The organism is Ignavibacteria bacterium, assembly GCA_016873775.1.
Taxonomy (GTDB): domain Bacteria; phylum Bacteroidota; class Ignavibacteria; order UBA10030; family F1-140-MAGs086; genus JAGXRH01.
Genome location: VGWC01000030.1, coordinates 16,207 through 28,454 on the forward strand (window position 1 = coordinate 16,207; position 12,248 = coordinate 28,454).

Annotated in this window: 11 protein-coding genes; 4 read left to right on the forward strand and 7 right to left on the reverse strand. The window is 38.1% G+C overall.

The window, feature by feature from the left end; all coding sequences use genetic code 11:
* Nucleotides 1-3: 3 nt before the first annotated feature.
* From radC to FJ218_05945, 7 genes are all read right to left on the reverse strand, one after another.
* Nucleotides 4-744 carry a DNA repair protein RadC gene (gene radC / locus FJ218_05915; GenBank protein MBM4166434.1) on the reverse strand — a complete coding sequence of 247 codons (741 nt, stop codon included), beginning with the start codon at nt 742-744 and terminating at the stop codon, nt 4-6.
* A complete protein-coding gene (locus FJ218_05920) occupies nt 734-2,449 on the reverse strand; it encodes a hypothetical protein (protein MBM4166435.1) in 1,716 nt (571 codons plus the stop codon). The genes radC and FJ218_05920 overlap by 11 nt, the downstream gene beginning before the upstream one ends.
* A gap of 34 nt (nt 2,450-2,483) precedes the next feature.
* Nucleotides 2,484-4,235 carry a hypothetical protein gene (locus FJ218_05925; protein ID MBM4166436.1) on the reverse strand — a complete coding sequence of 584 codons (1,752 nt, stop codon included), beginning with the start codon at nt 4,233-4,235 and terminating at the stop codon, nt 2,484-2,486.
* Nucleotides 4,236-4,237: 2 nt separating this feature from the next.
* Nucleotides 4,238-6,325, reverse strand: a complete 2,088-nt coding sequence (locus FJ218_05930; protein ID MBM4166437.1) for a hypothetical protein — start codon at nt 6,323-6,325, stop codon at nt 4,238-4,240.
* Nucleotides 6,326-6,443: 118 nt separating this feature from the next.
* The gene (locus FJ218_05935; GenBank protein ID MBM4166438.1) at nt 6,444-8,138 is read right to left on the reverse strand and encodes a DUF1957 domain-containing protein; all 1,695 of its coding nucleotides are present in this window, start codon (nt 8,136-8,138) and stop codon (nt 6,444-6,446) included.
* Between the two features lie 109 nt (nt 8,139-8,247).
* The gene (locus FJ218_05940; GenBank protein MBM4166439.1) at nt 8,248-8,571 is read right to left on the reverse strand and encodes a DUF3467 domain-containing protein; all 324 of its coding nucleotides are present in this window, start codon (nt 8,569-8,571) and stop codon (nt 8,248-8,250) included.
* A gap of 32 nt (nt 8,572-8,603) precedes the next feature.
* Complete coding sequence (locus tag FJ218_05945; protein MBM4166440.1) at nt 8,604-9,797, reverse strand: tetratricopeptide repeat protein; 1,194 nt, start codon at nt 9,795-9,797, stop codon at nt 8,604-8,606.
* A 103-nt stretch (nt 9,798-9,900) separates the two neighbouring features.
* Between FJ218_05945 and FJ218_05950 the strand changes: the two genes are divergently transcribed.
* The 4 genes from FJ218_05950 (at nt 9,901) to FJ218_05965 (ending at nt 11,835) form a co-directional block, all read left to right on the forward strand.
* On the forward strand, nt 9,901-10,323 hold the full coding sequence (locus tag FJ218_05950; protein MBM4166441.1) for a (deoxy)nucleoside triphosphate pyrophosphohydrolase: 423 nt from the start codon (nt 9,901-9,903) through the stop codon (nt 10,321-10,323).
* A gap of 81 nt (nt 10,324-10,404) precedes the next feature.
* Nucleotides 10,405-11,043 (forward strand): N-glycosylase/DNA lyase, encoded by a 639-nt coding sequence (locus FJ218_05955; GenBank protein ID MBM4166442.1) that lies wholly within the window; start codon nt 10,405-10,407, stop codon nt 11,041-11,043.
* Nucleotides 11,044-11,098: 55 nt separating this feature from the next.
* Nucleotides 11,099-11,443 carry a nucleotidyltransferase domain-containing protein gene (locus tag FJ218_05960; GenBank protein ID MBM4166443.1) on the forward strand — a complete coding sequence of 115 codons (345 nt, stop codon included), beginning with the start codon at nt 11,099-11,101 and terminating at the stop codon, nt 11,441-11,443.
* On the forward strand, nt 11,440-11,835 hold the full coding sequence (locus FJ218_05965; GenBank protein MBM4166444.1) for a HEPN domain-containing protein: 396 nt from the start codon (nt 11,440-11,442) through the stop codon (nt 11,833-11,835). The genes FJ218_05960 and FJ218_05965 overlap by 4 nt, the downstream gene beginning before the upstream one ends.
* The last annotated feature ends 413 nt before the right edge of the window (nt 11,836-12,248 follow it).

Below are 12,248 nucleotides of genomic sequence, written 5' to 3' on the forward strand. Positions count from 1 at the left end.
AAATTATATTAACCGTCGCTCCGCAAAACTTGTGTATGAATCGCCGGCAATAATTACGTGGTCATGAACAAGTATTTCCATTATTTTCCCTGCTTCAACAAGTTGTTTTGTGATTCGTATATCGTCAGAACTGGGTTCTGTATTTCCCGAAGGATGATTATGAACAAGTACGATAGAAGCGGCTCGTTCTGAAACTGCGATACTAAATACTTCTCTCGGGTGAACGAGTGAGGCGTTGAGTATTCCCTGCGTGATGCGCTTGTCGGAAATATAATTGTTTGCACTGTCGAGTAACAATACGTGAAATTCTTCGTGTTGAAGATGGGCAAGTCTTCCATAAAAGTGTTCAAAGATATGTACAGGAGTAAATATTTTTTTATCACCTGCTCTTTTTTCTCCTTTAATTCTATTTGATAATTCGAATGCTGCTTTCAGAATGGTGGCGCGTGTTTCTCCCAAATAAATATCTTTCCCTTTCGATGAAACAGCAACTTTTGTATTTCTCAGGTCAGCAACTCGCAGTTTCGACAATTGCAAAAGTGAACGGTCTTGAGTTAAAAATTTTGCGATATCAAGGGCGTTGGAACCTCTAAATCCGCTCCGAATGAGAATTGCAAGTAATTCAGCGACAGAAAGCGATTCTTCACCAAGTTTGAGTAGTTTTTCTCTTGGTCGTTCACCTTCGTTCCATTCTTTTATCGTAAGATAAATCGGTGTTTCCTTCACGGTCAAATTATTTTTCATTTGCAAACGCTTCTCCGATTTTTTTTATTTCTCCATTGGTAAACTGCAATATATGAACAAACTGATTTGTTCGCTTCTTACGAAATGCAATGTACGAATGTGCATTTTGATATTCATTGAGTAATGGAAGATGTTCTGCAATCAATGTACGAGACGGTGTTTTTTCTGCTTGACGATACAGCGTCATAAATGCATCGTAACCGTAAAGAAAATATTTTTGCGGTTGTTTTTTGAGCGAAAATGCAAGCGAACGTACTTGCTCTTCATTCTCAAAATAATCAGAAGAAAACGTAACACCATCAGCATCAAGTTTGTACATAAATAAGTGCGAACGTTGATTCCATTCACTATTGCCGAACACACGTCCGCGAATGTTGAAATATTTCAACTGTGCCATAATAATTCCGATATCTTCCGAAGTTCCGAGAGAAACGTAGAGTGCATCAATTTTTTTCCCTTTCGTTGTTTTGAGAATAGAAGTTATTTGTTCTTTCAAATTGATAATGTTCGATGGAAAATATTCACTCGCAAGAACGGTTCCTTTGAATAATTCTGTTCCTTGGAGAAAACCCTTAGCCGATGAAATTGCATGTTGCTCATTCGCTGAAAGAATGACGACGTTTTTCAGTTGCAACTCGTTCACAACATACGAAGCCATTGCTTTTCCTTGTGTTTCGTACGACGAAGTAAGTTGAAAAATATACGAGCCGAGTGTAGCAATCGTATCTGCAGAAGTCGTGGGAACAAGTAACGGAATCGCATAAGTGTTCGCAGTTACTGCGGCGGAAACAACTTCATTGCTGAATAACGGTCCAAGAATACCGATAACCGAACTATCGCCAGCAATTTCTTCAACTTTCAACGAAGCAGTGAACGATTCTTGTTTGGTATCTCGAACGAATAATTCCAAACGAATTTTTGGATAAAATTTTTTTTGAACTTCACGCAATGCAAATTGAATTCCTTCCAAAACGCTTTTACCAATATCTGAGGACGCGCCGGAAAGCGGAAGCAGAACGGCGAAACGATAAATTTTTTCCGCCGCAATGGAAAAGAGCGCTACTCGTTTTTTGAGTTGAGGTTCGAGTTGTAATTTTTTGAGTGAATCGAGCAGTTTCGCCGATTCAATAATATTTCCAAGCGATGAGTTTTTTTTTAGGAGATAAAAGAGTAAATGCGGTTTAGAAATTATCCATTGTTCATTTCTGGAAATTTGCTCGAGCAAAGCGAGAGAAAGTTTCGTTTCAGCAAATTTTTCGGAAGCAGAAAGTGCCGTGGTTCGGTACTTACTACTTGTATCTTCTATGATGGAAAGATAGGTACGAAATGCTGGAAGGTGTTGGTTATACTGAACATAACATTTTGCGAGAAGAAATCGCGCTTCATCGCTAAATTTGCTATCGGAAAAGTGTAGAAAAAATGTTTCAAGTGTGTGCGCTGCTCGCTCGAATTCTTTGTTGTTAAAGAGTGATTTCGCTGCCATTACGTATGATGCACTCGTTCTCTGATTTGGAGGAAACGTTGCAACGATGGTACTGAATTTAGCGTATGCTTCGGAGAATTTTTTTTCTTTGTATAATAATAATCCATCGGAAAATTTTGTTCCCGCTTCCGGAATGACTCGAAATTTTTCCTGCGACTGAAGGAAAAGAACACCGAAAAAAAATGAGAGAAATAACGAAAAGCAATGTGTCTTTCGTTTCATTTTTTAATAAGAATTATTTAAGCGAAAGAAGAAATTAAAATCGCAACCGTATTCCTGTTCCGAATGAAAATTGCTGGAAACCTTTCGGAGTAAAAAGAAAACCGATGTTTTCTGAACCGATATCCCAATTGAAATAATAAAAATCCAAGCCAATGCCGCCGGAAATACTGAACCGGTCTTTTCCACCGAACGCAACCCCCATTCTCAAGGGAAGAAAATTCCACGGACGATATTCTCCTCCGAAAGAAATGCGCGCACGTTTGGAATTTCCGAGCGCATCGTTAAATCCTTGTTTGTATTGAATTGCAAGAAGCCAGTTTCCCAAATACGGAATATCTGTTCTCATTGATGCTCCGAAAAGAAATGCTGTTGGGAGTTCGGAGGAGAAGGATGAAGTTGTATCGCCTTTTAATTCGGAAATATTTTCTTCCAAATCATTGAGGAACGCATCAACACTATCTTGACTTTCTTTTTTTGTAACATCAGAAATTCTCATTTGAGAAGAGAACGAACCCTCGATTGGAAACCGCGACCATTGCATTTCGCCTATGTCGAGAACGCTCATTCCGATGCGAACTTTTTCGAACACACGCAACGAAATTCCGAAATCGAATGCAAGCGCATTTCCTGCATCGTGCGGCGATGGAGAAAACGATGCGCCAGAATCGAACACGGAAGCAACGGAAGCGAAATAATGAATATTTGCAGAGCCGTAAATATCATACATTGGTCTTCCGATAGAATCGTTGGTTCGAGGGTTGCCGAATTGAACATCGTAGTTATCCAAATCGAAATAGAATAATCCCTGAAGAATTTTTATGGAAAAGCCCGCAGTAAAATCTTCGACGTAGGGAATGAGTTCAGGAATTTCTCGCGCATAGGTAAAAGCATATTCGCGAAGTTCTTGCGCATTGATGGATGTTCCTTTTAAACTGTATAAACTTCCGGAAGAATCTAATCCATAAAGTGGAAGCCGAAGATAATCTTTCGGCAATTCGAGATTCATATTAAATCGTTCGGTAACAGTAAAAGCAAAGTTTCCGATATCATTGTTGTGAATGGATAAACCGAATAATCGCGTCTCGAAATCGAAATGCGTTTCGGCAAGTCCTTCGGGAAAAATTGAGAGTACATCTTGCTTGTCTTCGTTCGTTAAAAATTTTCCGATTTTTTTTCCATTTACAATTGTTCCGGTAAAATATTTTGAATAGATATCGTAGTTTATTAAATCTGTACCGAAATTGAAACTGAGTGCAGGCAGCAGAGAAAGAGTAACATTCGGTAGTTCTTCGGGAACAAATATTGTTGTGTCGTGTCGTGCGATTTCTATTTTGCTGTTGTTCACTTCATACGTCTCTTTTGTATAAAATGTCGAGTCGTGTGGAACCTGTCGTGTTTCGGTTTGAACAATGATGGTGTCATGAGAAATTTGAAAAACCGTTGCGCTATCGCCATCAAAAATAAGTGTATCGTGATTTGTCGAAGTAATGAGGTCGAACAAAAACACGGAATCTTTCATAATTGTTTGTGTGTACACGCGAGTTGTTTCTGCGAGTTCGCGAAAAAGCACAAGCGAATCGTGCGAAATAGTGATGATCATTTCATCCAACATTCGAGGTCTGTCAAAGCGCCCGAGACGTGCGGGATTAATTCCAACAGCGTCAATTCCTCCGGTTGTTGAAACAGTAGAATTGCTTTGCGACACACCGGAAATGGAAGTGCGTTCTCCTGCAACGAGGAACGTGGAGAATATCCAAAGCGATACAAAGGCGAATGTGGTCTTCATTGTTATTCTCCTTTTCTTTTTGAGTGAACAATTTTTTGTTGAATGACATTATCTTCTCCGTTTACTCGATACGAAAGATTTGCAGTAATTCGTACACGAATATTATCCGTTGAATGAAACGCAACAACACTATTTCCCGAAGTTTGCATCAGCAATTTAAAGATGATAAAGTCACCGTTTGCAATATCTTGCGCGTCACTGTTGAACACTTCGATTTTTGAAAGCGTGCGTGATGGAAGTCCCTGCGAAGCATACGAAGAATCAATGATAAATTGTTGATGAAAATTTGTTCCGTTGATGGTATCGCCGCTCATCCAAACACTATCCACCATATCAAAAGTAAACGTAATTCCAATGGGAAGTTTATTATCGAATGCGAAGGCAATATTTCCATAGTTCACATCACTAAGATTTTCTTTGTCGAAATTGGTTTCTACTTCAGTCGTGTCAAGAAATTGAGCGTTATCTATTCCTAATTTCATTGGAATTGTAAAATCAATCGTGCCGAACAACGATGTTGTATCGGCAATAAATCCCGATTCGTAATTCGGGTTAAATGTTGCAACGCCTTTCATAATGAATTTATTCGGCAAATCCGGAAATGCGAATGAAGCAAGAAATTGGTCAATAACCAAATTAATGGTATTGAAAACATTCGGGAAAATAGTATCTTGACCTGCAGGAATAAATATCGAATCAATGATACCTGTGTTTTCATTTATTCCAATAATTTTCATATTGAGCGCCGTTTTTACGCCTCCGCCGACAAACAATCCCAAATCAACTTTGAATCCAGAAAAACGTATGTTGCCGCTGAAATGCGGGTCCACGTCGGCCAAATCAACGGAAAGTGTTTCATCAATTGACGATTGAAACGGAGTAACTTTTCCCTGAACGGATTGAAGAACAAAGTTAGAATTTGTTGGGATACGGATATACGTTCGTACTACATCAGTGCTGTGGATGGTTCTGTATGAATTAGCAGAATCCAAATTGCTGATGCGCGCTTCGTAAACAAATTTGTTTGTTGCTCCGAAAGGAAATGTAATTTGATATTCCTGCATATTTATCGGAACAACAAGACTGTCCAAACGCGGAATCTGATTGTCAATCAGCAATGTATCGTACGGCGGAAATCGTTTCGTAAAATTTCCCAACTTGAGTTTGATTCCAATATTTAAGTCCACAAAATTTTCAACTATAAAAAACATTGTTCCTTCTTTAAACATTGCAAACTGAACTAATGTTGGCTGCGAAGTTGAATCAGTGAAAAAATCTGCGGAGTCTTTTATTCCCGTTACATTTTGCTGAGGAATTTTTGCCCTTGCTGCGACTGCAACGACATTCAATATTTCCATAGAAAAAGAAATTTTTGCCTGGTCTTCACCCAAAGGGAGTTGTATAAGTTGACTATTCGTGAGAACGTGCGCATACAATTGCAGAGAATTTTTTATCGTGTCGTTTAAATTTTCCGAAACCATTGCAGAATCGCCCGGCAAAATTGTTCCCAGCGATGAAAACGATGCAACAGAAGTTCCGCCAACTGCGTTTGTGATATTTACCGGATCCGGAAAACTGATGGCAACGGGTAGATTGTTTTTTATTTTCAAACGAAGAGAACCTGAAGCAATTTTTACAAACTCAAATTCCGAAAATATTGCAAGTTGCTGCATGAACGATGTATCGCGCGCGGGAAGCGTCATCGTATCGGGAAACGGAGGAGGAGGCGCAGGAATAGTATCGAAAATTTTTATTGTGTTGGAAATTTCTCCGGGCGTTTGCACTCGAAACGACCCAATCTGCATTTCAATTGGCGGCGTAGATTCCGGATGAATGATTAGAGCATCGCCAACGGTGGATGGATTGGCTGGCGAAGAAGTCTTGTATAAAATTTCTTTCGTCGCACTGTCAATTTTTATGACGCTTGAATCTTTCGTAATTAAATCTGCTAATGTATAACTCGTGTCCATTATCGGAAGAGTCAATTGCGTATCCCATTGCGGAGCGATGGGCTCATCAAATTTGGGCAAACATTGAAACGAAATGAATGCAGAAATGACAATAATAATTGTTGGATACATACGTTTCATAAAATCGTTTTATATAATGAAAAAAACTTGTGAAGAATATATCTTAATCGTTTCTGAAAATCAAGATAAATTGAAAGAAAACTTTCGGTGAAAATACGTTTAGCGTTTTTGGAAAAAATTATTTCCAATGATTCAAATCAATTTCCTTGAAGATTGGAATGCATTTTTCGTACGAACGTAATAACGTATTCGTTTCGTCGGAAAGCGTTTCTCCTGCGAGAATTTTTTTTGCCATCACTATCAGCGAATTGAAATTACTATAATGCTTGAGCAACCGTTCTTCGGAATAATCTTTCGCCGATTTTTGCGTTATCAAAAACTGCCAATCGGATGCTTCCAGTATCAGCAACTCACGCGCCGCTTGTTGCAAAATTCGTTCCAATAAATTATTGAAATGCAAAAAATGCTCTTTCAATACGTTGCGAAACATTTGCTCCGCATCATACACCATTTTCCACGTCCACTCAGTTTTATCGTTTAACCACACGGAATGATTTCCGTTTTCTCCCCACGAACCTTCCGGAAGCGCGATAACTTCTGCGGCAGAAATCCCTTGCAATACTTCGCTTACTGTGTGTACGTTCGCCAATTGCTGTTGTTCGAGTTCTTGAAAAACTTTTTTCAAAAACTTAGGTCCTTCGAACCACCAATGCCCGAAAAGTTCAGCATCGTACGGTGCGCAAACGGTTCCTTGTTTTCCGGTTTTCTCAAAATGTTTTTGAAGAACATCAGTGACAGTACTAACAAAATGAATTGCTTGTGCGTTAACGTGTTCAACGGTTTTTTCTTGCGAATACAATTGTTTTTTACCTAAATCAAGTTTTGAATCTGTTACGCTCCAATACCGATGCCCGCCGGGGAAATTTTTTTTGTGAAATTCTAAATATGTCGGATTTCCTGGATATCCCATAATACCGCTCCAAACTTGCGTTGCGGTATTTGGTTCTCGAGTGAACAAGGCTATTTTTTTACCGCTTCCTAATTGCGATTGAACATAATATACTTCCAACGGACTTTTTGTGTCGGGAAAAATATCTTGTCCATCATCAATCGTATAGTTCCAATCATTGTTGTCATTTTTCTTTTGATGAAATCCGGTTGTGATACCGCCGTTTATCATTGCCGAAGTGGTAAAAAAATATTCTATTCCTTCTTCAGCAAGAAATTCTTCTATTCCTTTTCGTTCGTATTCTTCGACGGAAGAAAGCACGGGATTTTTCCAACGATAATGCGGACGATACGCACATTCGGGAAGCCACATTCCTTTCGGTGTATCGTCAAAATATTGTTTGTAAAGTGAGATTGCGATGGAAATTTGTGCGCGGATATTTTCATCAAATCTTGCGAGCGGTAAATATAAATGTGTTGCTGCTGTTGTGATAAGTTCCAGAACTCCGGCATCGCGCAAACGTTTGAATTGTTTAAGGATATTTTTTTCGTAGCGGTGAAGAAATAGATGCTTGATGTTTGAGTAATGGTCAATCCAAAACTGTGCAGTTGCTTGTCGAACTTTTTCTCCAAGTTTCAAAAAATATCGTTCGTCAAGTCGCGCCGCAAGAATGCGCTGATTGAGATGAAGAACGAAATTCTCCTGAAAATGAGTGTGCGACAATTGTTCTGCAAGTACAGGCGATATACTGATTGTTGCTTTCGGATGATATCCTTCTTCGAGAAGTTCATCGAAATGTTGCAACAACGGAATATATGTTCCGGCAACGGCTTCGTGTATCCAATCCATTCCGTGAGGCCATGTTCCATGATACAGAACATACGGAAGATGCGCATGGAGAACTAAACAGAAATTACGGTGCAATGAAAAAAAAGTTTCGTGGTTACAAAAAAAGTACGAAGCGAAAAAGTGATGCTCGAGTTCGCTTTATAGTGTTGGTATTCCCCAATTCAAAGTTCAGATACTGAGTGTTCTAATGAATTTTTTCGTTGCTGGTTGGAGGCATAAAACCAAATCCTCCGCTTGGTCCTTCACCCTGAATTTTGATATCGCCGAAACGTTTTTCGTACTTGTCAATATTATCTCTCAATGCACTCATTAAAAATTTTGCGTGTTGTGGCGTCATTATTAAACGTGCGTGAACTTTTGCTTTCGGAACTCCGGGAAGTACGCGAGTAAAATCAATAATAAATTCTGCGGGCGAGTGTGTAATAATTGCGAGATTGGAATAAATTCCTTCTGCTTCTTTTTCTGAAAGTTCGATGTTAATTTGTTGTGGCTGATTTTGTTCGTTCATAATGTATTGATGTGAATGAATAGTTAATCATTTTATTTTTTCAGTGCATCCGCTTTGTCGTAAGCAACTTTTCCACGCTTATCGTTACCATCTGCGATAACGTATGCAGTTCCCAAATTTGTCCATGCTCCTGCATTGTTGGGATTTTTCGATGTGAAGATTTCAAAATATTCAATTGCTTTTCGTATTGTTGATTTAAATGTTGTGTCAAGTACCGCATCTGTTTTTTTGCTTTCACCAAATTTCTTTCGGGCTTCTTCTTGAAGTTTCATTCCGATTTTCAATGTTACTTCGCCTGCGGCAAGATATCCATCTTCCCATTCGGGGTCAATGCGAATAATTTCTGTAAATTGGTTTTGTGCTTCATCAAGTTTGTTTGCTTTCATCAACAAAAATCCGAAGTTCCAACGATATAATTTATGGTTTGGGTCTTTATTCACTGCATTTCCGTACGATTTCATTGCCGTTGCCGTATCTCCTGTTTCCAAATACGAAGTGATAAGAATATCATCATAGTATGCCTGCGATTCGTTGTCTTCTGTTTGCATGTTCCAATTTTTTACATCAGCAAGAATTTTGATCGTTTGAAAAAATTCATGATTTGCTTTTTCGTTTTCTGAGTTCGAACGTAATTTTGACGCTTCGGTAAAATGTTCGCGAGCAATATCGTAAGCAAGTCCAATATTTTTTTGCTTTGAAAGTGCGATATTCCACATTTGTAATGCGCTATCGCGTTTACCTATGGTGAGATATGTTGTTCCTAAATTTCTGTATGTAAGCATGCTATCGGGATTAATCAGAAGTGCATTTTGAAAACTTCTGATAGCAAGTTCCTTGTAAATGGAAACCGAATCTCCCGTTATTTGCAGCGAGCGATTTGAATATGCTGCGCCTTCATTTAAAACGTTTCCCCACGAGCCAAGTCGAAACTGTGCAATTTCTTTCGAATGAATAGTTCCAACTTCTGATGCATTTTGCAATGCCATAATCATTCCCGAATAATTCCGCAGTTCCCATTGAATTTTTCCAAGCATAAACCAAGCGTCTTCATTTTTTGGGTTGTTGTGTACTTCTTTTTCCAGCAATTCTTTTGCGTGTGTATAATTTTTTTGCTGAACTGCAAGTTTTGCTCCTTCCATTTCGGGTGAACCACACTGAAATCCTGTAAAAACAAGAATGGAGAACAGAATGATAAGAATGCTATTGATAAATGTAGAGAAACGCATATTGTAATTTTTTTTAAAAAAAAGCGGGACAAATATAGATAAGTTCAAAACGAGAAACAAAGGAATCCATTTTTAAACAGCGAATACAAATGACTTTACACGAATGAAACTTCGTATATTCTTGCCAAAATTTTTTGAAATGATTCACGTAGCAGTAGGAATAATTGAAAAGAGCGACAGGGTGTTGTTGTGTCAGCGAAAACGAAGTTCGCGTTATGCGTTGAAGTGGGAATTTCCCGGCGGAAAAATGAACGAGAATGAATTGCTTGAAGAATGTTTGAAACGAGAACTATTTGAAGAATTGAACGTTAAAGCAAACGTTGGCGAATGTTTGTTGAAGAAAAAAAATATTTATCCCGACGGGGGAGAGTTTGAAGTTTCGTATTTCCTGATAGATAATTTCACTGGGAAAATTCGCAATAAAATTTTTGAAAAAATACTGTGGATTAATATTGCCGAACTTCCTTCGCTTGATATGCTTGAAGGAAATAGGGAAATAGTACTTATGTTGATGGAGAAGCAATGATATGAGAATTGAGATATGAGATATGAGATGTGTGTTTTGTGTTTGTTGGTTAGCTCGTTTGCTCGTTAGTTAGTTTTACCAATGACGAATGACCAATTACCAATTACTATTTTCGAGTTACGAAGGCTTTATTTAAAGTCGAAGAAACCAATCCAACGACGATTAAATGACTTCGCAAAAATAAAACCAAGCGAATATTTTTACGAACTTGCCTATTGCTTACTCACGCCGCAAACAAAAGCTGAAAGTGCTGATAAAGCAATTCGTGTGTTGAAAGAAAAAGATTTTCAACACGAGGATTTCCCACTCGAAGATATATTACGAAGCAAAGAGTTTTATATTCGTTTTCACAATACAAAAGCAAAACACTTGCGAGCACTGAAAGAAGACTTTGCGAATCATTTTTCTGAAATTTCAAAAGAGAAATCACCGTACGAATTGCGAGAATATTTAGTGAAGAATGTTTTAGGAATGGGATACAAAGAATCATCGCATTTTCTTCGCAACATCGGCAAACGCGAATTGGCAATTATTGATAGACATATTTTGAAAGGGTTGTTGCGTTGCGGAGTTTTGCAATCGCTACCAAAAACACTTTCGAGAAAAACATATTTGGAAATTGAACAACAGTTTCTCGCGTTTTCCAAAAAAGTAAAAATCTCGATGGACGAACTCGATTTACTTTTTTGGAGTATGGTAACGGGGGAAATACTCAAGTGAAAATAGTCTGTAGTTTGAAATTGGAAAAAGAAAAGAATAAATTTTGCCAGCAATTATGAACGGAATAGTTTTCAACGAACAAATCAAACAAGAAATTGTTTCGCGCTTGACGAGTAATTTCAAAGTGAAGGATATTATTCTTTTCGGAAGTTATGCTTGGGGAACGCCGCATGAAGATAGCGATATTGATTTGGTGGTTGTGTTAGATGAGCAAGGAATGGCGCAAAGTTACAAGGAATACTGCGACCGAAGAATAAATGTATCTCGAACAATAATAGATATTCGCTCGAAAATTCCGATGGATTTGTTGGTGTATTCAAAAGACGAATGGAGCAAACTTGTTGATGTGGATAGTTACTTTATTCGGGAAATTAACAACAATGGTGTTCGACTCGTATGAAAACAAAAACAACAGAATGGATTGAATTTGCTCAGCGCGATATTTCATTAGCAGAGGACATCATGCAAGAGGAGTATTATGCGAACATAGTTCTTTTTCATTGCCAGCAAGCCATTGAAAAAATATTGAAAGCCACGTTAGAAGAACATTCCTTGACCATTCCGAAGATTCATAATGTCTTAACACTCTTTGATGTATTGCCAGGAGAAGTAAAAACAAGACTACCACTTACCCGAGAAGAATTTCTTCCGATTGAAGACATTTATATTGATATGCGTTATCCTTCACAGCACGGAATTTTACCTTCGGGTTTCCCTACGAAAGAACAAGCGAAGGAAATTTTTGTGATTGCGAAAAGTATTTTTGATAAAGTGTTGGCAGTGTTGAAATGAGTAATTGGAAAAATTATTATGCCACTCCTACGGAGTTGAAATGATATTATGCCACTCCTACGGAGTTGAAAACGATTTCCGAGTATGATTTTTATAAACATAACACTCCTAACGGAGTTTGATAATCCCGTAGGGATGATATGTTTATAGAAAGTGAAGTGTCAAAAAATTTAAACTCCGTAGGAGTGAAATAGAAATTGAAAAACTTTATCGTTTGAAACAACCTTAGTAGAAAATAGCGACTACAACCATTTTAACCTTATCACTTTATTTGCAATGGATAATATAAGGTGATAAGGTTAGAGCGATTGGAAATACATTTTGCTATTAAGGTTTATAAAAATATTTTATGAAACTACAAACATACATACTTGCTTTTCTCCTCCTTGCTCCGTTCTCTCTGCTCCACGCGC

Bases quoted from the DNA above. Each gene is read 5' to 3' on its own strand.
- FJ218_05960 (MBM4166443.1), top strand. From the start codon at position 11,099: ATGAACGGAATAGTTTTCAACGAACAAATCAAACAAGAAATTGTTTCG.
- radC (MBM4166434.1), bottom strand. From the start codon at position 744: ATGAAAAATAATTTGACCGTGAAGGAAACACCGATTTATCTTACGATA.
- FJ218_05940 (MBM4166439.1), bottom strand. From the start codon at position 8,571: ATGAACGAACAAAATCAGCCACAACAAATTAACATCGAACTTTCAGAA.
- FJ218_05920 (MBM4166435.1), bottom strand. From the start codon at position 2,449: ATGAAACGAAAGACACATTGCTTTTCGTTATTTCTCTCATTTTTTTTC.
- FJ218_05955 (MBM4166442.1), top strand. From the start codon at position 10,405: ATGACGAATGACCAATTACCAATTACTATTTTCGAGTTACGAAGGCTT.
- FJ218_05930 (MBM4166437.1), bottom strand. From the start codon at position 6,325: ATGAAACGTATGTATCCAACAATTATTATTGTCATTTCTGCATTCATT.
- FJ218_05945 (MBM4166440.1), bottom strand. From the start codon at position 9,797: ATGCGTTTCTCTACATTTATCAATAGCATTCTTATCATTCTGTTCTCC.
- FJ218_05965 (MBM4166444.1), top strand. From the start codon at position 11,440: ATGAAAACAAAAACAACAGAATGGATTGAATTTGCTCAGCGCGATATT.
- FJ218_05925 (MBM4166436.1), bottom strand. From the start codon at position 4,235: ATGAAGACCACATTCGCCTTTGTATCGCTTTGGATATTCTCCACGTTC.
- FJ218_05950 (MBM4166441.1), top strand. From the start codon at position 9,901: ATGAAACTTCGTATATTCTTGCCAAAATTTTTTGAAATGATTCACGTA.